27 protein-coding genes and 2 tRNA genes are annotated in these 24114 nt (G+C 38.7%); 24 read left to right on the top strand and 5 right to left on the bottom strand.

What is annotated here, in order from left to right:
• Positions 1-145: 145 nt before the first annotated feature.
• Positions 146-249, top strand: a tRNA-OTHER gene (locus J3U91_RS00390).
• 684 nt (positions 250-933) lie between these two features.
• Here the strand turns inward: J3U91_RS00390 and J3U91_RS00395 are convergent.
• Positions 934-1006 (bottom strand) — tRNA-Lys (locus J3U91_RS00395).
• A 93-nt stretch (positions 1007-1099) separates the two neighbouring features.
• Between J3U91_RS00395 and yycF the strand changes: the two genes are divergently transcribed.
• The 4 genes from yycF (at position 1100) to rlmH (ending at position 5712) form a co-directional block, all read left to right on the top strand.
• Positions 1100-1813 carry a response regulator YycF gene (gene yycF / locus J3U91_RS00400; RefSeq protein ID WP_002818016.1) on the top strand — a complete coding sequence of 238 codons (714 nt, stop codon included), beginning with the start codon at positions 1100-1102 and terminating at the stop codon, positions 1811-1813.
• Positions 1814-1834: 21 nt separating this feature from the next.
• Positions 1835-3736 carry an ATP-binding protein gene (locus J3U91_RS00405; RefSeq protein WP_002821022.1) on the top strand — a complete coding sequence of 634 codons (1902 nt, stop codon included), beginning with the start codon at positions 1835-1837 and terminating at the stop codon, positions 3734-3736.
• A gap of 64 nt (positions 3737-3800) precedes the next feature.
• Positions 3801-5078: a S1C family serine protease gene (locus J3U91_RS00410; protein ID WP_002818018.1), complete on the top strand. Its 1278-nt coding sequence runs from the start codon at positions 3801-3803 to the stop codon at positions 5076-5078.
• Positions 5079-5229: 151 nt separating this feature from the next.
• Positions 5230-5712, top strand: a complete 483-nt coding sequence (rlmH, locus tag J3U91_RS00415) for a 23S rRNA (pseudouridine(1915)-N(3))-methyltransferase RlmH (RefSeq protein WP_002818020.1) — start codon at positions 5230-5232, stop codon at positions 5710-5712.
• A gap of 20 nt (positions 5713-5732) precedes the next feature.
• On the opposite strand, the gene J3U91_RS00420 is transcribed toward rlmH, so the two are convergent.
• Both J3U91_RS00420 and J3U91_RS00425 read right to left on the bottom strand, forming a co-directional pair.
• Positions 5733-6113, bottom strand: a complete 381-nt coding sequence (locus J3U91_RS00420; RefSeq protein WP_002818022.1) for an SHOCT domain-containing protein — start codon at positions 6111-6113, stop codon at positions 5733-5735.
• Between the two features lie 64 nt (positions 6114-6177).
• On the bottom strand, positions 6178-6354 hold the full coding sequence (locus tag J3U91_RS00425; RefSeq protein ID WP_002818023.1) for a hypothetical protein: 177 nt from the start codon (positions 6352-6354) through the stop codon (positions 6178-6180).
• Positions 6355-6449: 95 nt separating this feature from the next.
• On the opposite strand from J3U91_RS00425, the gene J3U91_RS00430 reads away from it, so the two are divergent.
• The 12 genes from J3U91_RS00430 (at position 6450) to gpmA (ending at position 16340) form a co-directional block, all read left to right on the top strand.
• On the top strand, positions 6450-7634 hold the full coding sequence (locus tag J3U91_RS00430; protein ID WP_002818024.1) for an AI-2E family transporter: 1185 nt from the start codon (positions 6450-6452) through the stop codon (positions 7632-7634).
• Entirely contained in the window at positions 7631-8359 is a 729-nt protein-coding gene (gene rsmG, locus J3U91_RS00435) for a 16S rRNA (guanine(527)-N(7))-methyltransferase RsmG (protein WP_002818025.1), read from the top strand. The genes J3U91_RS00430 and rsmG overlap by 4 nt, the downstream gene beginning before the upstream one ends.
• Positions 8352-9122: a ParA family protein gene (locus J3U91_RS00440; RefSeq protein ID WP_002818026.1), complete on the top strand. Its 771-nt coding sequence runs from the start codon at positions 8352-8354 to the stop codon at positions 9120-9122. The genes rsmG and J3U91_RS00440 overlap by 8 nt, the downstream gene beginning before the upstream one ends.
• Entirely contained in the window at positions 9103-9315 is a 213-nt protein-coding gene (locus tag J3U91_RS00445; protein ID WP_002818028.1) for a hypothetical protein, read from the top strand. The genes J3U91_RS00440 and J3U91_RS00445 overlap by 20 nt, the downstream gene beginning before the upstream one ends.
• Complete coding sequence (locus tag J3U91_RS00450) at positions 9305-10192, top strand: ParB/RepB/Spo0J family partition protein (protein ID WP_002818029.1); 888 nt, start codon at positions 9305-9307, stop codon at positions 10190-10192. The genes J3U91_RS00445 and J3U91_RS00450 overlap by 11 nt, the downstream gene beginning before the upstream one ends.
• Positions 10192-10371, top strand: coding sequence for a DUF951 domain-containing protein (locus tag J3U91_RS00455; protein ID WP_002818031.1), 180 nt, complete (start codon positions 10192-10194; stop codon positions 10369-10371). The genes J3U91_RS00450 and J3U91_RS00455 overlap by 1 nt, the downstream gene beginning before the upstream one ends.
• 63 nt (positions 10372-10434) lie before the next feature.
• Positions 10435-11538 (top strand): redox-regulated ATPase YchF, encoded by a 1104-nt coding sequence (gene ychF / locus J3U91_RS00460; protein WP_002816650.1) that lies wholly within the window; start codon positions 10435-10437, stop codon positions 11536-11538.
• Positions 11539-11611: 73 nt separating this feature from the next.
• Positions 11612-12415, top strand: coding sequence for a DUF1129 domain-containing protein (locus J3U91_RS00465; RefSeq protein WP_002816651.1), 804 nt, complete (start codon positions 11612-11614; stop codon positions 12413-12415).
• A complete protein-coding gene (locus J3U91_RS00470; RefSeq protein WP_002816652.1) occupies positions 12415-13107 on the top strand; it encodes a response regulator transcription factor in 693 nt (230 codons plus the stop codon). The genes J3U91_RS00465 and J3U91_RS00470 overlap by 1 nt, the downstream gene beginning before the upstream one ends.
• A complete protein-coding gene (locus J3U91_RS00475; RefSeq protein WP_002818033.1) occupies positions 13107-14255 on the top strand; it encodes a sensor histidine kinase in 1149 nt (382 codons plus the stop codon). The genes J3U91_RS00470 and J3U91_RS00475 overlap by 1 nt, the downstream gene beginning before the upstream one ends.
• Positions 14248-15570, top strand: a complete 1323-nt coding sequence (locus J3U91_RS00480; RefSeq protein ID WP_002818034.1) for a D-alanyl-D-alanine carboxypeptidase family protein — start codon at positions 14248-14250, stop codon at positions 15568-15570. Before J3U91_RS00475 ends, J3U91_RS00480 begins: the two co-directional genes overlap by 8 nt.
• Before the next feature lie 56 nt (positions 15571-15626).
• Positions 15627-16340: a 2,3-diphosphoglycerate-dependent phosphoglycerate mutase gene (gpmA, locus tag J3U91_RS00485; protein ID WP_002816653.1), complete on the top strand. Its 714-nt coding sequence runs from the start codon at positions 15627-15629 to the stop codon at positions 16338-16340.
• 55 nt (positions 16341-16395) lie between these two features.
• Here gpmA and J3U91_RS00490 read toward each other — a convergent pair whose 3' ends face one another.
• Together J3U91_RS00490 and J3U91_RS00495 are read right to left on the bottom strand one after the other, a co-directional pair.
• Positions 16396-17751, bottom strand: a complete 1356-nt coding sequence (locus tag J3U91_RS00490; RefSeq protein WP_226489956.1) for a hypothetical protein — start codon at positions 17749-17751, stop codon at positions 16396-16398.
• 15 nt (positions 17752-17766) lie between these two features.
• On the bottom strand, positions 17767-18276 hold the full coding sequence (locus tag J3U91_RS00495; protein ID WP_002818036.1) for a QueT transporter family protein: 510 nt from the start codon (positions 18274-18276) through the stop codon (positions 17767-17769).
• A gap of 235 nt (positions 18277-18511) precedes the next feature.
• Between J3U91_RS00495 and J3U91_RS00500 the strand changes: the two genes are divergently transcribed.
• From J3U91_RS00500 to hxlB, 7 genes are all read left to right on the top strand, one after another.
• Positions 18512-19468 (top strand): LacI family DNA-binding transcriptional regulator, encoded by a 957-nt coding sequence (locus tag J3U91_RS00500; protein WP_002818037.1) that lies wholly within the window; start codon positions 18512-18514, stop codon positions 19466-19468.
• Positions 19469-19586: 118 nt separating this feature from the next.
• A complete protein-coding gene (locus J3U91_RS00505) occupies positions 19587-19844 on the top strand; it encodes a hypothetical protein (protein ID WP_002816657.1) in 258 nt (85 codons plus the stop codon).
• Positions 19845-19854: 10 nt separating this feature from the next.
• The gene (locus J3U91_RS00510) at positions 19855-20598 is read left to right on the top strand and encodes a sugar phosphate isomerase/epimerase family protein (RefSeq protein WP_002818038.1); all 744 of its coding nucleotides are present in this window, start codon (positions 19855-19857) and stop codon (positions 20596-20598) included.
• Complete coding sequence (locus tag J3U91_RS00515) at positions 20595-21887, top strand: hypothetical protein (protein WP_002818039.1); 1293 nt, start codon at positions 20595-20597, stop codon at positions 21885-21887. The genes J3U91_RS00510 and J3U91_RS00515 overlap by 4 nt, the downstream gene beginning before the upstream one ends.
• Positions 21888-21893: 6 nt before the next feature.
• A complete protein-coding gene (locus J3U91_RS00520; protein WP_002818040.1) occupies positions 21894-22856 on the top strand; it encodes a sugar kinase in 963 nt (320 codons plus the stop codon).
• Entirely contained in the window at positions 22856-23479 is a 624-nt protein-coding gene (locus tag J3U91_RS00525) for an orotidine 5'-phosphate decarboxylase / HUMPS family protein (RefSeq protein ID WP_002818041.1), read from the top strand. The genes J3U91_RS00520 and J3U91_RS00525 overlap by 1 nt, the downstream gene beginning before the upstream one ends.
• The gene (gene hxlB, locus J3U91_RS00530) at positions 23476-24018 is read left to right on the top strand and encodes a 6-phospho-3-hexuloisomerase (RefSeq protein WP_002818042.1); all 543 of its coding nucleotides are present in this window, start codon (positions 23476-23478) and stop codon (positions 24016-24018) included. Before J3U91_RS00525 ends, hxlB begins: the two co-directional genes overlap by 4 nt.
• The last annotated feature ends 96 nt before the right edge of the window (positions 24019-24114 follow it).

Raw genomic sequence — 24114 nt, forward strand, 5'->3', positions numbered from 1 at the left:
TTTATTGATCGAATGTTTATAATGATATTTTTATGTATTAATTATCTGAAAATACTAAATATTGTTTGATTATTATATTGCCTAAAATATATTTGTTTCTTAATTCGAAAGCTTTTATGTAGTATATTTTCTAATCGACAATTTCGGAGAAGTACTCAAGTCTGGTTTAAGAGGCCTGTTTAATTTATTAGGCAGGTAGGTCGTTAACTTTTGTTACGATGCGAGGGTTCAAATCCCTTTCCTTCTCCATAAAGTAAAACTAAATTATTTTCTAATAAAGTAATATAATTTCACATGGTACTGATACTTTAAGTACTAACTAATTAAATTCTGTCTTTATTCTTCATTCAGTTAAGCGAATAACTGTATGAACGAGAGAACCACTGGGTAATAAAACTGAGTGGTTTTATTTTTTTATATCAAACAAAATAAAAAGTATACAGAACAAAAAGCAGCAAATTGGAAATGGCAAGATGAACAAAATTGTATTGGACATTATTTAGGTAAATAGAACTTAAGATGTAATTAACTTAATATGGAAACCCATTTTGACCAATTTATTGTTTTTAATCTGGCTAAAAACTCTTGCAAAATGCTGCACCATAAAAATAAAGGGTTGCAGTTGGTGCAGTTTATTTTAAGGGCGATACTAGTGATTTTAATAATGCTTGACATGTATTTGAATGCTAGTAAATACTAGCCTGTTAGACGCTTTTATTATGGCTAATCGTTCAATATATTTATTTAAATAAACTTAATTAAGCGCCTCTGCAAAACCGACAGGAATGTTTTATTAGTCTTTAATTGATGTGTATTCTGTTTCATAAATTTACAAAATTTTTATTATTCTCTATCATTTTATTTCTTAGTAATATATAAAAAAGAAAAAAGCGCTCAACCATGCGGTTAAAGCGCCTTGTCAACATATAGCTATGGATGCTCAGGGGATCGAACCCTGGACCCACGGATTAAGAGTCCGTTGCTCTGCCAGCTGAGCTAAGCATCCAAACAAGTTCATATTCTATCACGATTCTTCACGTATGAGCAAGATCGCTTATCACTTTCGTTAATTATTTTTATAGCTGTTATAATATTATATATGAGCAAAATTCTTGTTGTCGACGATGAGAAGCCAATTTCAGACGTTATCAAATTTAATTTACAAAAAGAAGGTTACGATGTCGTGACAGCTTTTGACGGGCGGGAAGCTTTGGAAGTTTTTGCTTCCGAGAATCCAGACCTTGTTTTGCTGGACCAAATGCTTCCGGAAATCGAGGGAACTGAGGTTCTTCGTCAAATTCGTTCCAACTCTTCGACGCCGGTAATTATTGTAACGGCAAAAGACAGTGAGATCGATAAAGTTGTCGGCCTTGAAATGGGCGCTGATGATTATGTGACCAAACCTTTTTCAAATCGTGAATTAGTTGCTCGTGTTAAGGCTAATTTACGTCGCCAGGATGCGACTCTGCCTGGTGTTGACGCATCTGGCGATCATTCGCAAAAGGAGATTAAAGTTGCCGATTTGATCATTCGACCGGATGCCTATACGGTTACTAAAAACGGAATTGATCTCGATTTAACTCATCGTGAGTTTGACCTTCTTCATTATCTGGCCCGCCGTCCCGGACAAGTGCTGACTCGTGAGGCCCTCTTGACCGAGGTATGGGGCTTTGATTACTTTGGCGATGTTCGGACGGTCGATGTGACTGTTCGCCGTTTGCGCGAAAAAGTTGAGGACTCGCCCAGCCGTCCTGAAATTTTAATGACTAAACGCGGTGTTGGTTATTTCATTAAACCAGATAGTGTTCATTAATAAGAAATAAAACCACGAATAATGAATAACCTCTCCAATTTTATTTCCAGATTTTTTCGATCAGTGCATTTCAAAATTGCGCTGATTTTTACAGTGATCACTTTAATTACGCTTGGTTTGGTCGGAGCTTTTTTTGTTAACCAATATTCTTCTCAATTAATCCAATCTTTTGATGATCGTGTAACGGTCCCAAGCACAATTAAAAGTCAGCTGATCTCGGATTTGCAAAATTCAAATAAAAAAGCAGCCAATCAGGATATTAATCAGGCTCTTTCCACTTTGGGCGGTTCCACTGACCAAGATTATGTTTATGTCGTTGACAAAAGCGGTGTTATTCGTGGAAGCCTGACAGTTGAAATGAAACAGTTGGTTGGCCAGCAGATCGATTCTTCGATTAGCGGCAAGAAGGTTCAGAGCAATATTTATCATGCTCTTTCAAGCAGCAAAGATTACGTTCGTCGTTTTAGGAGCGAGTCATTGGGGCGTCGCTACGAAACCTTGACTATTCCGCTTGAATCCAAACCGGGCGATCGCAGTTCGACGGTCGGTGTTTTTGTCTACACGGCCAGCATGGAATCAATTTATGAATCAATTGCCAATATTACCAATATGTTTGTCGGCGCTTTATTTATACCCTTGCTAATGGCTATCATGATTGGTTTTTTGATGGTCCACTTGCTGACACGACCAATTACTGAATTGGCTGAGCAAACCGAACAAATTACAAAGGGAAATTACTCGATTAAAAATTCGATTAAGTCAAAAGACGAAATTGGTATTTTAGCGACACAAATAAACGATCTGTCCGATACGATTGCTTCGGAAACGGCAACCTCCAACATGGAAAGCGATCGATTAAATTCCCTGCTTTCTAATATGACTGATGGGGTTTTAGCTATCACGCGCGATGGAACAATTACGGTTATCAATCAGGCTGCCTTGGATCTTTTGCATATTCCGCGTACCGATAAAGCGGTTGGAAAGAACATCTCGGATTTACTAAAGTTGGTCGATAAAAAAATTACCTTGCGGAAACTTTTTCAATCGATCCGTGGTTTTGTCGTTGAACCCGATGGACCCGATGGAGTTACTCTGAATGTTGTTGCCAGTTTGGTTCGTCGCCAATCAGGATTCATCTCTGGAGCCGTTGTTGTTTTGCGCGATGTCACCCGCCAATTAAAACTAGAGAATGATCAGAAGAATTTCGTTTCCAATGTCAGTCACGAATTAAGAACTCCGTTGACTTCTGTTAACTCCTATATTGAAACTTTGCAAGAAGGAGCCTTGACGCAAAAAAAAATTGCCCGTGAATTTTTAGGTGTTGCTCATGACGAGACACAGAGAATGATTCATATGATTAACGATCTGCTTGAGTTGTCACGAATGGATCAAGGCAGAACAAAAATGGACACGGAAGCTGTCAATTTTACCAAGTTTATAAATTATGTTCTTGATCGTTTCGATGTCATGTTCAAACAAGGGCATTCAATGCATTCTGATAATCATTACAAAATTATCAGGAATTACGACCAGAAGAAATCCTGTTATGTTGAAATCGATTCCGATAAATTTATGCAGGTTGTCGATAATGTTATTAATAACGCAATCAATTATTCTCCTGATGGGGGTAATATTGAGATCGGGATCAATGAGACCGATGATTCGATAATTTTAAGCATTAAAGATCATGGATTAGGGATTCCGAAAAAGGATTTGGAGAATGTGTTTACTCGTTTTTATCGTGTCGATAAGTCGCGGGCTAGAAAACAGGGTGGAACCGGCCTTGGGTTGGCGATTTCAAAAGAAGTTGTGGAAGCTTTGCATGGGAAGATTCGTGTAGAATCAACAGTAAATGTCGGTACAACTTTCTTCATCAGTTTGCCGAAGGTTGATACGAGTTCTTCGAGATTTGATTTTAGCTAGAATTTTCCTTTTGATTAATTTTACTTTAATCTTATCTTGATAATATTTACGGAGGTATTTTGCAGTGACTGAAGAACAAGACCAAGGAAAAACGCAAAAAGATATCCAAGGCAAAAAGCCGAAAAAAAATCGTCCCATTGGTCGGATTATTGCAACTGCTCTTTTGGCTGGTTTTCTCGGTGGCGGTGTCGCTGTTGGAGCAGGCTATATTTATACGCAAACGACTGATTTTATTGGAAAATCGACCGGTGCCTTAAGCGATGGTAAGACAACTATTAAGGCCCCGACAATATCCGGAAAATCGAATGCTACTAAGGTTTATAACAATCTAAAGGGAGCAGTTGTTTCCGTTATAAATCAACAGGCGACCAGCAGTAGCTCGACAATTTACGGCGATAGTTCTAAAAAATCTTCCTCGAGCACCAGCTCCTCTTCGACGCTCCAGACAGCCTCCGAAGGGTCCGGCGTTATTTATAAAGATGCTGACGGGTATGCTTACATCGTCACTAATTATCATGTAATTTCCGGAGCCAAGAGAATTCAGGTTGTTCTTTATGACGGTACAAAGGTAGTCGCTAAAAAAGTCGGTTCCGATGCGATGACAGACTTGGCTGTTTTAAGAATATCGGGCAGTGATGTTAAAACGGTCGCGCAATTCGGAAACTCTAATCAAATTAAAACCGGCCAAACTGTTTTGGCGATTGGCTCGCCGCTCGGAACTGATTACGCCTCTTCTGTTACCGAGGGGATTATTTCAGCTTCCAAACGTCTCGTTTCCAATACATCGGAAAGCGGAAAAACAAATTATGGCGATTCGATTGCTATTCAGACGGATGCTGCAATTAATCCAGGGAATTCCGGCGGTCCACTTGTTAACACTTCCGGCCAGGTTATCGGCATTAATTCCCAAAAATTGACCGAAACCGATGAAGGCGAGTCCGTCGAGGGAATGGGTTTTGCAATTCCTTCAAATACAGTCGTTTCAATTATTAACAAATTGATTAAATACGGAAAAGTTGTTCGCCCGGCTTTAGGAGTCGAAGTCGTCGATCTCAGCGAAGTATCGAGCGATGTTGTTAAAAAGACACTTAAATTGCCAAGCAAGGTTAAGACTGGAATCGTTATTGCCGGCTTTTCAAGTGATAAATCACCAGCCAAGAAGGCCGGTATCAAGAAATACGATGTCATTGTTGCCGTAAACGGCGAGAAAGTTTCCAATCTGGCTGATATGCGCGATATTATTTATAAGCTCAAAGTCGGTGATACAGTTAAAATTACTTATTATCGAGCTTCGACTGAAAAAACAGTCAAGGTTAAGATGACTGAAACTTTGAAACAATAACTTTCCACAAATTATTAAAAAAATATAAATATTGTGGATAACTTTGGATACGAACACGATTAGAGCCTAGAAATGGGCTTTTTGTATTATCAAAAAAATTTTTTGTTCGTGTGGATAAGTATTCATCAACCCGAACAGTATAATTATATAGATGTTAAATATCCGGATATTGGTTGTTGGAAAAATTAAAGAAAAGTATTTTAGGAATGCTTTAGACCAATATTTAAAACGGCTTTCCCGTTTTACCAAGATCGAAATTATTGAGGTCAAAGACGAAGCAACTCCGGAAAAAGCCAGCAAATCGGAAAACTTGGAAATTCTTCAGACCGAAGGTGGGAGATTACTTGATAAAATTAATAATCGGGATTTTGTAATTGCTCTTGCGATTGAAGGAAAACTTATCACGTCTCCGGATTTAGCCGACATGATAAGAGAAATTCCTTTAGATGGCTATTCAACAATTGATTTCGTGATTGGCGGTTCGCTTGGTTTGTCGAATGAAATTAAAAATAGAGCTAATGCAAAAATTTCTTTTGGAAGAATTACACTCCCTCACCAGTTGGCCCGGGTTCTTTTGACAGAGCAAATCTATCGCTCTTTCATGATTAACGAAGGAAGTCCCTATCACAAATAAGCCATTAAAAAAACAAGCCGTTAACTGGGCTTGTTTTTATTACTGTTTCTATTGCTTCTTGTTGATCGAACATTTTTTTCTTCGTCTTTTTCGGCATTTTTGATATCCGAATCGCTGATCTCGGAAGCTTTTAAATTCAAGGCTCTTTTTCTTTTTAAATATTCGACTTCGGAGATTTCGGCACGGGCGAATTTATCGTCTAAAATTTCCTGTGCATGACTTGTATTCAGGGAGCTGCCCAAATTTTTGAAGTTTATTTTACCGCTCTTCTGATATCTTTTCCAAATCCTAACAAGAATCAGAATGATAAATATGATAACGGCAATTTGAATTACAAAAGCAACCAACGACCAAATCCAATTGAAAGGATTCATCATATTCCAACTATATTCGCTCATCATTATAATAGCCTCACTTTTTGGATGTTAACTTACAAAAAACTCGCTTTAGATTGCGGGTTTTTAATCATTTTCCATTAATTTTAACAGCTTTAGGTAGTTCAACTCCCTCAACGCCCTTTGCCCATTGCTGTAATTGAGCCGTACGTTGGAGTTGATTTTTCTTTTGTTGATTATGAGCAACTGGTCGTGGGCCGGCAAAGGAATTGTACGGCGACTTACCAGTTAAATTTTTATTAGACATAGTTACACCTCTGAAATATTTTAAGCAATTGTTTATTTTACGTGCTTTCCAGCTAAAAATCAAGGTTAGCATTAATCTTAGCTATAATTTAATTAATGGAATTCCTTAAAAAGAATCGGCTTCTTTATTGGACAATTGAATTTTTGCTATTGGCAATGTTGATTTTGGTCCTTTCGACACTTAGTTTTATTTTTGAGCCAATCGGTATTTTTATTCGGACAATTTTTCTGCCCTTGATTGTTGCTGGTTTTTTGTATTATTTGCTGCACCCGGTTGTTGTTTTCTTGGAAAAACATTTTCATTTCAAACATTTGTTGGCTGTCGCAATAACTTTCTTTGTTTTTATCGTTATTTTGATTTCTGTTTTCGTTATCTTTGTTCCCCAATTAATTGCTCAGATCAGCAACATGCTCGGTTCTTTGCCTAAGTTTGTCGATGATATGAGGAATATGACCGATAGTTGGGTTAAGTCGAAATGGTTCAAGCAATTATATCAGGACGTTAAGATCAGCAACATCCAAAAACAAATTAGTAAATATTCTTCGACTTTTTTGGAAATGTCTTTGAGCAGTTTGGGAAACATCGCCTCCTTTCTTACGACTTTTACGATTAACATTATTACGATTCCAATCATGCTTTTTTATATGTTGGCTGACGGGGATAAATTTATTCCTTTTATAAATCGTTTTATTTTTCCGAGCCGTTCTAAAGAGGTCAATGATTTGGCTGCTCGAATGAACAATACGATCAGCAGATATATCGATGGCCAATTTATCGAAGGAATATTTGTGATGTTTTTTATCACCGGCGGATATTTGATAATTCGCCAGCCTTTTGCTCCTTTACTTGGTATTTTCGCTGGTCTTTGTGTTTTGATTCCCTATCTTGGACCTTTTATTTCTATTATTCCAAGCCTATTAATTGCTTTGACTGTTAGTGGACAGCAGGTGCTGGCAGTGCTGGTAGTTGTCTTAATTGTCAGTCAGCTCGATGGTAATTTAATTTATCCGAATGTAATCGGTCGCAATCTGAAAATTCATCCGCTGACGATTATCATTATCCTGCTATCGGCTGGCAATATATGGGGGCTCATAGGAATTATCCTTGGTGTGCCAATTTATGCGGTTCTTCGAACTTTATGCATTTTCTTTTATAATCTTTATCAGTTGAGAAAAGGTAAAGATCTTTCTGTTGAACATTTGCTTGCCGAAGAGAGGAGCAACCGGAAGAAAAAAAAAGATAATTTATCGAGTGAAAAAAGGGAAGAAAATAATAAATGAATCCAGATGAATTTGTTACAACTTTAAATAATCAGAGCCTGCCGATTTCCAATCGAAAAATGGTTCTTTTTCAGACTTATCTCGAGTTTTTGTTGGAATACAGTAAAAAAGTTAACTTGACGGCTATTAAGGAACCAAAGGATATTTGGTTAAAACATTTTTATGATTCGCTCACGCCTTTACTGTATCTACCCGACATGAATAAGAAGGCTTCTTTAATCGATATTGGTTCGGGAGCTGGTTTTCCAGGAGTCCCGCTTAAAATTGTTAATCAAAAATTTCAATTAACTTTACTTGATTCTTTGCAAAAAAGAATTGCCTTTTTAGACCAATTAATTGACAAACTTAATTTGAAAAATGTTGAAACAGTTCATGGGCGGGCCGAAGATTTTGCTCATAATCTGAATTATCGGGAAAAGTACGATTTCGCAATTGCCCGAGCTGTCTCCAATACCAATACTCTTTTGGAATTGCTGTTGCCCTTTGTCAAAGTCGGCGGCAAGATTATTTTGATGAAAACTGTTCATGTCGAAAGTGAAATTTACGGTGCAAGCAAAGCATTGGAAGAACTTGGCGGTCGGGTATCTCAATCCTTTTCTTTTGAATTGCCGAATGACGATCCTCGTGTTTTGATCACGATAGACAAAATCAGTTCGACAAAAAAACGTTACCCAAGAAAAGCTGGCGTCCCTGAAAAATCTCCAATTGGAGGCAAACATGACTAAAGTGATTGCTTTAGCCAACCAAAAAGGTGGAGTTGGAAAAACAACGACGGCTTTAAACTTGGCTGCTGGACTTTTAAGACGCGACCAGAAGGTTTTGCTAATCGATCTAGACCCACAGTCCAATGCAACTTCCGGTGCCGGAATTACTAAAGAGGAAATTGTTTTTAATTCTTATGATGTTTTAATTTCAAATCGGGCTGTTAAATCTGCGATCATTCATCGCGCCGACAACTTCGATATTCTTCCGTCTTCGACTGAATTAGCCGGAGCAGAAATCGAGTTAACGAAGAAAAAAGACCGTCAAAAAATTTTAAAAAGAAAAATTGCCAAAGAGAAAGAAAAATATGACTTTGTCCTCATTGATAATCCGCCTGCTCTTGGTTTGCTATCTTTAAATTCTCTGATGGCTGCTGATTCGGTTTTGATTCCCGTGCAGGCTGAATACTTTGCTTTGGAGGGTTTGGCCCAATTAATGAAAACAATTAATTTGGTTAAGGAACACGGCAATTCAGGCTTGACGATCGAGGGTATTTTGATGACAATGACTACACACACGAAAATTAGCCGGCAGGTCGTTTCCGAGGTTGAAAAACATTTCTCTGAAGATACTTATCATGTTACGATTCCAAGAAACGTTCGCCTGACTGAAGCACCAAGTTTTGGACAGTCAATTTTCGATTTTGCCGGATTTTCATCGGGTGCGCGAGCATACAATAAATTGGTAAAGGAAATTATTAGCAAAAATGGTGAAGAACAAAGTTAATCAAATCGAGATTATTCATACAGCCGGCGATTATCATTTGCATGAACAAAAAGTAAATGATTATTTAAAGTATTCCAGTGGGCATGTGGTTGCTTCTTTTGTCGGAACGCCAAATGCGGCTCATCATCATGAACCGGGTCACTTTTATACGGTCATTGAGTATGAGCTAGAGGTATCTGCAGATGGCAAATAAACGTGGCTTAGGCCGCGGTATTGACGCTTTATTTTCTGATGAAGAAGATAAAAAAGAGGCCCAAGTGGTCGAAAAAGTTGCCCCAAAAAAAGATGATCGAAATTCCGTTTCGACAATTTCTCTTTCTTCGCTGAAAGTTAATCCTTATCAGCCACGAAAGACTTTTGACGAGGCTTCTCTTTCCGAATTGGCCGAGTCCTTAAAACAGAGCGGTGTAATTCAGCCGTTAATAGTTCGAGCTCACGGCAAAAATTATCAAATTGTTGCCGGCGAACGGCGTTTTCGCGCGGCTAAATTAGCTAAATTGACCGAAGTTCCGGTCATTGTTAAAGATTTGTCGGACAGTGCAATGATGGAACTGGCGATTATTGAAAATCTTCAGCGTGAAGACTTGAATCCAATCGAAGAAGCTCAGGGAATCAACTCTTATATGAAAGAACTGGCTTTAACCCAGGCCCAGGTAGCTGAAAAACTCGGAAAGTCGCGGGCCGGCGTTGCCAACACCTTGCGATTGCTAAATTTGCCGACAGAGGTTCAACAATTAATGATTGACGGGAAACTTTCAATGGGGCATGCCAGAGCCTTGTTGGGTTTGGATTCTCAACCGGATATGCTGTTGCTTGCGCATCGAATCGTTAAAGAAGGCCTTTCTGTTCGGCAAGTCGAAGAATTGGTGCGCAAGTCCGCAAATCCTGAAAAGAAAAGTTCGAATCAAGGAAGCAAATCAACAAATATTTATGCCGAAGAGGTCGAACATCAGTTGGAGGATAAATTCTCTACGAAAGTTTCCTTATCAAAAAAGAAAATTGAAATTAATTTTGCCAATGAAGACGAATTGGACAGAATTTTAACTTTGCTTGGAGTAAATCTTGACTAATGGATTATCAATTAAATACAATCGTTGAAATGAAAAAACCTCACGCCTGCGGAAACAACTCATGGAAGGTTGTACGCATGGGTGCAGATATCAAAATAGAGTGCAACAGTTGCCACCGGATTGTCATGATGACACGCCATGATTTTGAAAAACATCTTAATAAAGTTATTAAAGACTAGGCAACCGGCCTTTTTATTTACTCTAAATTAAATAGTAGAATTAATAAGGAATTAGGAGTAAATATGTCATTAACTGCAGGAATTGTCGGCTTACCAAATGTCGGCAAATCAACATTATTCAATGCAATCACAAAAGCCGGAGCCGAGATGGCCAATTATCCATTCGCAACAATTGAGCCGAATGTCGGTGTTGTTGAAGTGCCGGACTCCAGGCTTGCACGGATCCAGGAAATAGAACCAGCCGATAAGGTTGTCCCAACTACTTTTGAATTTACCGATATTGCCGGGATTGTCAAAGGTGCTTCAAAGGGCGAAGGTTTGGGAAACAAATTTTTGGAGAACATTCGTCAGACCGATGCAATTATCGAGGTTGTGCGGGCTTTTGAAGATTCAGAAATTACCCACGTTACCGGCAAAGTCGATCCAATTGCCGATATTGAGACGATCAATACCGAATTAATCATTGCCGATATGGAACAGATTGATAAGCGTTACTCGAAAATTGAAAAAGCGGCGGTTAATTCCAAAGACAAAGCTGCGATTGCCGAATACAACGTTTTAAAAAAAATAAAGCCGGTTTTGGAAGCCGGGAAACCGGTTAGAAGTTTGCAGTTTGACGAAGAGGAGAAAAAGATTGTTCATAACCTTTTCTTTTTGACCGATAAACCAATGCTGTATGTTGCCAATATTTCTGAAGGCGACATGGCTGATCCGGCCTCATCGCAGTTTTATCAAGCAATTTCCGATTATGCTGCCAAAGATGGTGCCGAAGTGATCGGTTTGGCTGCTAAAACCGAGGAAGAGATTTCGGAAATGGATCAAGCTGATAAAGCTGATTTCTTGGAAATGGCCGGTGTAAGCGAACCCGGTTTGAATAAATTAATTCGTGCTGCCTATCACTTGCTTGGATTGAGAACATTTTTTACTGCCGGCGGCAAAGAAACTCGGGCCTGGACCTTTAAGAGTGGGATGAAGGCACCACAAGTTGCTGGAATTATCCATTCCGATTTTGAACGTGGCTTTATTCGAGCTGAAACAATTAGTTTTCCTGATTTGGATAAACTAGGTTCGGTTGCAGCTGTTAAAGCTGCTGGCAAACTTCGCTCGGAAGGCAAAGAATATCTTGTTCAGGATGGCGATATCATCAATTTCCGTTTCAATGTCTAATTGTTTTTTGATATTGATCGAGCAATCTTAAGAATTTGTTCGCCTTTTTAGTATAATTTTACACGGAGGCTTAATGACAAATTCCGAACTTTCTAAGCGAAATCAGGAATTTATTTTTCATTTAACGAAACTTTTGAATAATTCCAAAAGTTTTAATGATGAGAAAACAAATTCAACTTTAATTACAGTCAGAGAAAAACTTTTGGCTGGCCAAAAAACCGGGAAAACAGCCCGGCAGCTTTTTGGTACGCCAAGTGAATTTTATCAGGATTTAATCGATCCAAAAGGGGCAGCCAATCGGCGAAGGAAATTGGCTCAACAGGGGCATAAGGTGAATAATCCGGCCAGTACAGCGGCTCGTCCAAGAATTACTCAACAACTTTTCGATTATGGTTTTGGAATCGAATTTATTGATACATCCTGGACCTTACTGATTATGTTCTCGGCTCTATATGCGATTACCGGAGCAATCGGCAGCAGCAAACAATCGCAGAGTATCGGTTTGATCACGATTTTTCTCTTTTCTCTCATATCGGGAGCGGCTTACGTCTTTGTCCTGCGAATTTTAACGCCGGATCCGAGCAAAAAAGAGCGGATTCCGATTTGGCAGCGTTTGCTTTATTCGCTGCTTATTCTGGTCAGCTGGCTGGTTCTCTTTACCGGCGTTACTTCGTTAATCCCAGTTAAATTTAATCCAGTTTTGAATTCGCTTTGGCTATTTGCGATTGCAGTTGTTGCAGGTGTTTCATATTACTTTTGGAATAAAAAATCTTCTTTGCCAAGAGGAATTTTGATTATTGGAAGTTTGGCAACCAATTCCAGTGTGCAGTATCGCCAGAAATATCCAAAGATTAAGAAAGCAAAGGGTAAAAGATAATGACGAAAATTCTTGTTGTTGACGATGACAAAGAAATCGCTGAGTTACTAGAGATTTATATTCGTAATGAAGGGAATGAACCGGTCTTGGCTTATTCTGGCGAAGAAGCTCTTTCAAGATTGAATACTAATCCTGATATCGCTTTAATGATTCTTGATGTAATGATGCCGGGAATGAATGGTTTTGATGTCGTTAAAGCTGTTCGGAAAGACACGAATATTCCGATTTTGATTGTTTCGGCTAAAACTGGTGATATGGATAAAATTCAAGGCTTAATTACCGGAGCTGATGATTATGTAACCAAACCTTTTAATCCTTTGGAAGTAATGGCCCGGGTTCGTTCGCTGCTTCGGCGTTCTTCAAATGAAGTTAAAGATGAAATACCGGAAGTTATCGATGCCGGTGCCCTGACAATTAATAAAGATTCCCACGAAGTCAAGACATCCGATGGTGAAATCGTTCAGTTGACCGCCTTGGAATTTGGAATTTTGTATTTATTGGCTAGCCATCCGAATCGGGTTTTTTCGGCCGATGAAATTTTTGAAAGAGTTTGGCAAACGGAATCGGTTGTTTCGGCCAAGACAGTTATGGTTCATGTTTCTCATCTACGCGACAAAATAAAAGAAGCCACCAACGGCGATGAAGTTATTCAAACCGTCTGGGGTGTTGGCTATAAAGTGGAAATCAACTAGTGAAGTTAACAGCGAAAGAAATTTTACATCTTAGTTTTTATGGAGCAGCTGCGGCAATCGTGCTGCTTTTTTTGGATTGGTCGGTTTTCTCATTCTTCACGGCTATTCTTTCCGGAAATTTTCGAATTAGCCGCGGTGGTTTTTACTCCTTGGCACGGATCACCTTCAACAGTCACAATTTTACTTTTAAGAATCAGCAATGGTGGGGTTTTGTCGCCATTCTATTGATAGGGATTGTTTTGTGGATTTTTCTTTTGTTGCGCGAGTATCAACAACTGCAGTTAAAACGTCTATCCAACGAAATTACAAGAATTAATAATACGAATGATAACGATCAAATAAAAATGACTTCGATTGACCCAATGGTTACTAATCTTGTTTCGCAAATCAATCAAATGACGCAGGCAAAACAGGAAATATTAGACACCGAATTGGACAACGAAAAAAAACAGCAGGAGCTGGTTACAAATGTTTCTCATGATTTAAGAACACCTTTAACATCAATTATTGGTTATTTGGGTTTGATTGAATCCAACCCCAAATTGCCGGAAGAACAAATGCGAAAACATGTCTCGACGGCTTATTCCAAAGCTCAACAACTAGTGTCGATGGTTGAAGATCTTTTTTCTTATTCGCAGACACAAACAAATGGGGAAAACATGAATTTTCAACCGATGGAGATTTCCGAATTTTTCGATCAACTGATAGTTCAATTCAGCCTCGATGCTCATAAACACAATATTACGATGTCCAGTTTAACTAATCCCGGTCAAATAAAAATTGTCGCTGATCCGGAAAAATTAGCTCGTTTATTTATGAACCTGATTAATAATGCCTTTAAATACGGAAAGTCGGCGATGACATTTATCAAATTGACGGCTGTTAAAAAAGATGATCGAGTCGAGATTAGGGTTCAAAATGATGGGGAACAGATTCCAAAATCCAGCCTGAATAAATTATTTGATCGTTTCTACCGGGTAGATCAATCCGGAAATAAGGATATTTCAGGAACCGGACTTGGATTGGCAATTTCTCAAGGTATCGTTAAACAGCATCATGGAGCTATTCGAGTTGAATCAAATACCCAACTGACAAGTTTCATAATCGAGTTGCCCTTAGACGCATCTTTGGGGATGCCTCGTGATTAGAAAACAATTTCGGCCTTTCAACTTTTTAATAATTTTTGCATTGCTCTTTCTGCTTGTTTCCTTTTTGATTGCTGTTTTTGTAAACAACAAAGCTACGCGAATTAAATTACCGACTATTGACGGTCGCCCGATTCAGCTCAAAACGAAGGCTGCTTCCGCGTTGGTTGTTAATTTTAAGAGTGGTCAAGTCATTGCTGAGAAAAATCCGAATAAAAAACTGGCAATTGCTTCGACAAGCAAACTTTTAACCGCTTATTTAGTTTTAAAAGCAATTCACGAAGGGAAACTATCCTGGAATAAAAAAATCAAAGCAAATCAGGAAATCTATCAACTTTCAAAAAATCCCGATTTGATGAATGTCACTTTATACAAAAACGGTTCTTATACGATCCGACAGTTAATGAATTCGACTTTATTGATTTCAACCAATGCAACCGGAATATTACTCGGGGATGCAGTCTCCGGGAATCAGACAAAATTTGCCGAACTGATGAATAAAACAGCAGCATCCTTCGGCATTCCTAAATCCGAGTTTAAATTTTACAATGCGGTCGGCATTTCAAATTCATATTTGGGTAGTGGAAAACTCAAAGGTGTTTCTGATCAGGCTGAAAATCTCGCTTCCTCAAAGGCTTTAGCAACAATTGCCTATCGATTATTCACTGATTATCCGGAAGTTATCAAAATTATTCAGCAGCCGGAACTAAATTTCTATGATTCGAATAAAAAAACTTCTTTTAAATCTGCCACTACCTTGAACACTTTTAATAGTGAAATCAGCAAAATGAAAATGAAATTTATTGCTGCTAAGAATGGGGCGTCTAAAAAAGCCGGCTCAGTTATGCTTGGATTGACGGATAAACTTGGTAATAATCAACAGTATTTATCAATTGTCATGAATGGCTCGAGCTATGATGATCCTCTGCCAACCTGGAATTTGACAGCCAAAATAGTTCAGCAGGCGGCAAAAGAAGGCCGAAATGTTGTTTTAAAAAAAGGAAGCTCAATTACCGGTGCTGATAAGCTTACTTTGCAAAAAACAGAATTATACCAAGTACCACTGAAAACGGCCTCAAAACTTGTTTTTTGGCTGCAAAAAGGATCTAAAGCTGTATCCGCCGATCCATTCCCTTATGATAAAAAGCTGTCGGAAATTAAAAGCGGACAGGTTTTCTATGGCAGGATTAATAATTTTAAAAATTTCAATTATTTATATGGGGTCAAAGGACCTGAAAAGATAAAACTTCAAGCAACCAAATCAACGAAAGTTACCAACGATTGGATCATTAGATACTGGCGTTGGCTAATTCATTAGTCTGGTGAAACCTGAGTTGTTTGCGATATGATAAATAAGGAATCTCGGAGGAAAAAATGGCTAAATTAGTATTTATTCGCCACGGCCAATCTGAATGGAACGCTTTGAATCTATTCAACGGCTGGGTTGACACAAAATTATCTGAAGAAGGAATCCGCCAGGCAAAAGAAGCCGGTGAATTGCTTGCTGAGAAAGGAATTCAATTTGATCAGGCATACACCTCGGTTTTGACACGGGCAATTCAGACTTTGCACATCGCTCTTGAAGAAATCGATCAGCTTTGGATCCCAGAAGAGAAATCTTGGAGATTAAACGAGCGCCATTATGGAGCTTTGCAAGGATTAAATAAAAAAGCTTCTGCTGAAAAGTGGGGTGACGAACAAGTCCATATCTGGCGTCGTTCTTATGATACTTTGCCGCCTTTGCAAGATGAAATTCAAAAATCGATCACTGTTAATGGCAAAACCTATCCGGCCTTGGATCGTCGTTATGCCGAGCTTGATCCAAAGACATTGCCGCTTGGCGAGAATTTGAAAGTTACTTTGGAACGAGTTATGCCTTTTTGGGAAGACAAAATTGCTCCGGATCTTCGCGCCGGCAAGAATGTAATTATTGCCGCCCACGGAAATTCGCTTCGTGCTCTTTCCAAGTATATTGAAAATATTTCCGATGCCGACATTATGGGTCTTGAAATCGCCAATGGCCAACCGATTATTTACGATTTCGATGAGAATTTGAAATTCACGAACAAAGAATTACTTTCCAAGTAATTAAAAAAACTCGCTAAGTGCTTAGTAGTTAGCGAGTTTTTTTATTTGTTTAAGTTTACTTAGTATTAGTAGCGAAGATGTCGACAATCGAATTGCTGATTTGCTGAATTGAATTTGGATTCTCGATTGAATTAAGTACCCTAAGTCGAACTTCGTCGATTTTTTCATCTGTCGCGGGAGCTTGTTTCCCTTTACTTGCGATTTGTTCGGCATAAAGGCTTTCGTTAGCCTCCAGTGAAGCATTCTGGCTGGCAAAGCGTGCGAACATTTGCGCGACTGAGTCCGGTAACTGCTTTTTAATTTTAATTGGTTCGTTATCAGGGTTTTCAGTTAAATTATCGTCGGTAAGTATTTCGGGGATGTGGGAAGCTTGAACTGAAGTATTATTTTTGCTCGTTTCATCAGCGTTTATTTCGTTTGATTGGCTTGAAGGGGCTTGGCTGCTTTTAAAAAATGATTGTTTATCAATCTTTGGCAAAGCAGCTTCGGAGGACGGAACTTCAGAGGACTCTGAGGTAGATGGAGCAGGCGCAAATGAAGATGCTTCCGATGAAGGAGCTGAAAAAGAAGGTATCACAGGCGACCTTGTTGCCGATGAAGGAATTTTCGATGAAGGTGTTTCAAAAAGATTATTTTCCGGTTCGGTCGCAGCAGAAGATGTTTTTTCAAAAGAGGGGATTTCGGAAAAACTTTCTCTTGGCGCAACTGGTGTCGAGGAAAAAGTTTCAGATCCAAGGTCAGTTGACTCTTTTAGCTTATTGGCTAAACTTTCGACCATTTTTTTTTGGTTCGAGTCTAGATTAGAAAATTGTTCGGCTAGCTCTGATAAGGAATCTGGAACTTCAGAATCGTTTGTAGTGTTATCGATTTCTTTAAAATTATCTGTTGAAGTAGTTTTTTTGGTAAGGGAAAAGTTATCCTCGGCTTGTTGAGCTTGTTGAGCTTGTTGAGCTTGTTGAGCTTGTTGAGCTTGTTGAGCTTGTTGAGCTTGTTGAGCTTGTTGAGCTTGTTGAGCTTGTTGAGCTTGTTGAGCTTGTTGAGCTTGTTGAGCTTGTTGAGCTTGTTGAGCTTGTTGAGCTTGTTGAGCTTGTTGAGCTTGTTGAGCTTGTTGAGCTTGTTGAGCTTGTTGAGCTTGTTGAGCTTGTTGAGCTTGTTGAGCTTGTTGAGCTTGTTGAGCTTGTTGAGCTTGTTGAGCTTGTTGAGCTTGTTGAGGGGCTCGACCGAAGGTAAAACTATCGATTGCCTGTTCATCACTATCCACATGATTAATTGATATTGGTGAACTTTCCTTTTCATCAACAACTGGGTTCTTTATTTCTTCGCGAGGATTTTCTTTCGTTTTGGGATTGCTCGTTTCATCAACTTCTTTTTTCCCAATGATAATCCTATGTAAAGCAGCTGTAAATTTCATATTCTAATTATCCTATCATTTTGTTAAATTAATAGTTTTGGAAACAGCATAGATAACAATTGAACCGACGATCATTGAAGCTAATTCACTAATGAAAAGCATACCGTAAGTTGCCCAGAAACTCCCATCGGCGGATTTAGGAAAGAAAATAACTAACTCAGCAGCAATCCAGAACATGAATAAACTTACGATCAAAGTTGAGGCCACGAATTTTAATGGCACATTTTTTATTTTTTGGGTAACCGTGTAAACGACCCAGGTCATTACCAATGTTTGCAAACCTCCTACGATTGCATCGATAATACCAAGACCGAAAAACAGGTTAAAAATAAATACCCCGATTGTTTGCGCAATAATATAACGTTTATTAAAAATAGCAAGGTTGTTAAACCCCTCTCCGGGGCGAATTTGAACTGCTCCACCGCGTAAGTTGAAAGGAGGGATCATGCCGACCAATATATATAAGGCCGCGACAACCCCGATTAATGTAATATTTCTTGCTTGACTTTTCTTATGGTTACTCATATTTAACATCATATAAAAAAAGCAGGCGAGTTTCTGTTACTTATGGCTATAAATCAATATCTTTCTTATCAATTCTTGCGTTGCAGCAAGATGCCAACTGTTTGTTTTAACAGGAAATTCCCGCTTTTTCAAAATGTCTATCCGAGACTAAAAAATTACTTTAAACTTAAAATGTAATAAGTGTAACGATTGGATAAATATTAGCGATCAAATAACAATTCATGACGTAGCAAAAATGGCGGGAGTTTCGATTGCAACTGTCTCTCGCTTTTTGAATGGGCAATTAAATAGAATGTCTAAAAAGACAGCTGATCGGATTGCCAAAATAATTCAGGAAACAAATTATGTTTCCAATGCTTCTGCGCGTCAACTGGTAACGAAAAATAGTGGAATTGTGGCTGTCGTCGCAGCAGATATTGACGATTATTTTTCTACTGAATTTTTTAAGGGAGCCAGTTCGGTTTTGGAACAGCACCATTTAAATGCAGTTCTTTTTGATTCTAATTCCAGGTTAAATCGAGAAAAACAAAATTTAAAATTTATTAATCAGCAGACCTTTGACGGCATGATTCTTCAGCCTCTGACGGATAAATCACAATTCGTTAAGGAACTTGTGAGACGTCCGATCAAAACGGTTATTTTGGATCGGGATCTTCATGATGATAGTTGGGATTCTGTTCAGACTAATAATTTTCAAGCAGCCAGAGAAGCAAGCCTTTATTTCTATAAAAACAGTTTCACAAAAATAATTGTCATCTCCGAACCGGTTACTGGAATTTCCACCCGTCAGGAACGCTTAAAGGGAATTCAAACGGTTTACCCAAATGTCCAGTTAATTGAGATTGATAACGACCGTCCTTTTCTAAAGAAAAATTATGAAAAAGTTTCAAATTTACTTAAAAAAAATCAGGTAAAGGGTGAAAAGACACTTTTTTTCTTCTTAAAAGAGCGCTTATTATTGAATTTCTTTTCCTTTTTTTTACAAGAAGGTATTTTAAGAAACAAAGACTTGTCAATCACGGCTTTTTCGGATACCCAAATTGTCAAGGGACTCTTGCCGGATTTTAAAATGATCAAGCAGGATCCGTTTCTATTGGGCGCCACTGCGGCGGAAATTATTGCCAATCAGATATCAGATAAGTCTGCAACTTCTCAAGGCGAAAAATTTATCGTGCCCGCTCATTTTGGGTAAACGATTTCCTATATTTTTAAATAAGTGATAGAATTATTTTTTTGGAAATGGGTAAGCGTTTACCCATAAAAAAGTTGGCGAAAATGGATTTGCCAAATTCCTAGATTGAGGTGAAAAGATGACGGAAAGAACTTTTATTGATCCAGAGAAGTTTGCCTTGAGTTTTAGTAAAACAGTTGCCGAGGGAAATGTTCCGGTCAGCGAATATGTTGACAAGGCCAAGGAACAAATGCTGGCTTATTTGACAGCCTATTATCTGGTTCAGGACTTTGATAAGAACGAATCGAAGAATTTCGGGAGTAGAGAAGATAAAAAATTCTCGGATCTTAGTTTTAATGAATTATTAACAAGAATAGCTCAATTAAATAAATACTAAGGAGAAAATAATGGCTATTTTTTTAAACACACTAATTTTTGCCGATCGCATTAAAAATGGTGAAAAACAAATTGATTTACTCGATGAAATCAAGCAGGCCGGTGCTGACGGAGTTGAGGCCAGATATGAATACTTCAAAGACTTTGATGCTGAAGCACCTTTAATTAAAGAAAGAGCGAAGAAATTGAATCTGCAGATTAGTCTGAGTATTCCAGATGAATTGTTCGAGGATAATGGCGGTTTAAATAAGCAACTTCCTGAATACTATCGACAAAATCTGCTGCTGGGTTCCAAACGGGCTAAGTTTAACACTGGTAATTTTTCAGCTTTTAACGGAAATTTGAAGGAAAATTTTTCGAATATTCCAAATGGCCTTCAACTGGACGTTGAAAACGACCAAACGGAATTATCCGGCCATATCGAAAATATTCTGCCTTTTTTAAAATCGGTTCAACAGGCAGGACTCAACATCGCCTTTGTTTATGATCTTGGTAATTGGGCTTATACAAAGGGCGATGCCATCGAGAATGCAAAAAAACTAGCTCCATATACTGAATATATTCACTTTAAGAACGTAAAAGGAACAGGCGACAAATTAATTACGACTGAAGACTTGGATGATGGTCGTTTTGACTGGAAAAAAATTGCCGATATTTTGCCGAAGAATGTTGATTCGGCGATTGAATTCTCAATTGATTCTGATGAAAAAATTGCTTCGCAGGTAAAGCTTTTGAAGGGCAAGTTAGTGAAATGAATACATTGATTGTCTGTTTGCTCTTAATTACCTTTTTTGGTTTCATCTTTTATATTTTTAAAGGTGGAAATCTGATGCTTGGATTTTTCATTATGGCTTTGCTATGGACCGTAATTGGTGGAATATCCTATCAAAAAGCGATTGTAAATGTTTTTGCCACGCCAGTGGCCAATTACGGCTCGACAATTGTTTATATCATCTTTGGTTCCTGGTTTGGTCAGGTTCTGGTCGAATCCGGTATTGCACCAACGATATCGCATGCCACGGGTCGTTTTGGTAAAAAGAGACCACTTGTAACAGCGATTTTGGTTGTCTTAGTTACCGCTTTGATTTTCAGTAGTGCTTACGGGGTCGGTTCGGTAATTGCAATTGGTGTTATTTTATTACCGGTTTTGTTATCGGTAGGTGTACCGCGCCCTATTGCGTTGACAGCTTTTTCATTAGCAATTGGTGCGCCAATGTATATTAACGTCGTTCTTTTCAACCAGATGAAGGCCTTTTTCCCTAAGGCGGTCTATGGCGGAAAATATTTGATTTTTGGTATTTGTGCTGCTCTAGTTCAACTGCTGGCAGTAATCATCTTCTTAGCTATTCATGCACATAAATTCGATGCAAGCAAAGCCGAAGCTAATTTGCAGGAAGTCGGTGCTACGGCGGATCGGAAAGTTGAAGTACCCAAAATACCGATTATTGCTTGGGCTATTCCGGTTGTTCCAGTGGCAATGAATATTATCTTCAAATGGGATGCGATTCCTTCTTTGGTAGTCGCTTCGATTCTAGCCATGCTTTTGACAGGAAAAATGGGCAGCTACAAAAAGATGATGTCATTTATAAACGACACGATTCAAAAAGGTATTGGCAATATTGCTGGCCTGATCATGTTTTTACTGATTTTGACGATGTTTTCCGGTGCTGCTAGTTTGAATGCTGAAAGATTCCAACCTATTTTTAAGGTAATTCTTCCGCATAGTACTCTTGCCATTTGCATTTTGATCGGTATTATTGCTCCTCTGTCTTTGTTTAGAGGGCCACTACAGGTATGGGGCGCTGGTGCGGCAACAGCGGCTGTCTTGTCAGGTATGCATTTGTTCCCAGACAGCTTTTTGCTCCCGCTGCTTTATACGGCGACCTTGTTTGCTGTCTCGACTGATATCACACAGTCTTGGAACGTCTGGGGTTTGGGCTATATGAAAGTCCAGTCAAAAGAGTTGTTGAAATACGGTATTCCGGTCATGTGGATTGTGTCTATTATTAACGAATTTCTAGTCTATCAATTTCTTGGGAGATAAATAAAAATGAGTGAATTTATCACAATTGGTGAGCCAATCGTTACTTTTGCTTCTACTGATGCAGACGCTGATTTGGTTCATGCAGAAAATTTCAAAAAAATTGTTGGCGGTGCTGAATTAAATGTTGCAATCGGTGTTTCCCGTCTTGGACATTCGACGCAATATATTTCAAGAGTCGGCAACGATCCTCTCGGTACCTTTGTTAAAAACGAGATTAAATCTAATCAGGTTGGTGCTGATTATGTTTCTTCCGATAACGATAACTGGACGGCTTTTCAGTTAAAAGAAAAAGTAACGGTCGGCGACCCTTTGACCTTTAATTTTCGCCGCAATTCAGCGGCTGCACATTTATCCTCGGGAATTATCGATCGGGTTGATTTAAGTGACGTGAAGATCGCCCACATGTCGGGAATTTTTCCAGCGATTTCAAAAACAGCGCAAACTTCTTTCCGTCATTTGTTTGAACGATTAAATCAGAGAAATATTTTTACAACTTTTGATCCTAATTTGCGTCCATCGCTTTGGCCGAATGAAAAAACAATGATTAAAACAATTAATGAGTTGGCTGCTTTTGCCGATGTTGTTTTGCCGGGAACCAACGAGGGAGAAATCTTAATCGGTTCCAAGGATCCAGAAACAATCGCAGATTTTTATCTGCAGGCCGATAAAACAAAGACCGTAATTGTTAAAGTTGGTCCTCAAGGTGCTTATGTTAAAAATAAAGGGCAATCCGGTTATTATGTAAATGGATTTAAAGTTGGCAAGGTTGTTGATACGGTCGGGGCCGGCGATGGGTTTGCCCTTGGATACATTACAGCTACTCTGGAAGGCAAATCGCAAAAATCAGCAGTTATGCGTGGAAATGCTGTTGGAGCTTTGCAGGTTCAAACACCGGGAGATAATGATGGCTATCCAACCGTTAAAAAGTTGGCAGACTTTTACGCAAAGGAAGGAGTTAGTGAAAAATAATGAAACTACAAGCTGCAATTGATCGAAGAAGTCTTCAGGAAACAATTGAATTGGCAAAGAAATTGGACCCGATTGTCGACATTGTCGAAATTGGTACTTCGGCAATCAAGGATTTTGGTTTTGCCGCATTGAAAAATTTGAAATCAGAGTTTCATCATGCCGAAATATTGTTTGATATCAAAACAAATGATGAAGGTGATTATGAATTCAAATCAGGTTATAAAGCCGGTGCTGATATTTTAACCGTCATGGGAGCAATGGATTTATCAACACTGAAAAAAACTTATCAGGTCTCTCAAGATTTCCATCGTGATATGTTCATCGACCTAATGGCAATGAAGAATCAACAAATTGCCCCTCTGATGAAATTTAATCAGGCTATTTTCGGTCTTCATCATTCACACGATTCCAGTTCTAATTTCGATGCCACGGATTCAGTCGCAAAGTTTCATGAGACCTATCCCTCTGCTTCAAGGATTGCGGTTGCTGGTGGAATCGATCTTAAATCAGCGGCAGCACTCTCGAAGCAGAATTTAACGGAAATTATTATTGTTGGCGGTGCGATTTCCGGCGCTGATGATCCAGTTCAATCGGCGAAAAAATTTATGGAGGTTATCAAATGACATTAGTCAATCAAGTTTTACAAGAAATAACGACGGTAATGGATGACGTCGATGAAAAACAACTTCAAGCGGTTGAAAAAATTATCAGCAAAGAAAAACGTATATTCGTTTTAGGAGCCGGCCGTTCAGGTTTAATGGCCAAGGGATTCGCGATGCGCTTAATGCACATTGGTTATACAGTTTACGTAATTGGTGAAACAATTACTCCTTCGATTGCTGCCGGCGATGTTTTGGTTAGTGTTTCCGGGTCTGGGACCACTGGCAGTGTTCTTGAACCGACCGAAAAAGCTCATCAAAACGGTGTTGAGATAGTTGCTGTTACCAGCAATTCCCAATCTCCTTTAGCGAAAAATTCTGATGTGGCTTTAATTGTGCCTGGCGCGACAAAAGCTGGCGATGGTGTTAAGTCCATTCAGTTGTTAAGTACACTGTTTGATCAGACAACGCATATTACTTTAGATATTCTGACTTTAATGCTGAGCCGGCGAGATAACACGAGTAATGATGCTGCCAAAGCTGCCCACAGTAATATGGAATAAATAAGTCGAAAATTTTAAGAATGCTTGGGCATTCTTTTTTTATTCGCGGAGAAAAAGAAATGAGTTACTGCGATTAGGCAGGCAATTATTAAAAAT

Origin of the sequence: Oenococcus oeni, assembly GCF_020510245.1 — a bacterium.
Taxonomy (GTDB): Bacteria; Bacillota; Bacilli; order Lactobacillales; family Lactobacillaceae; genus Oenococcus; species Oenococcus oeni.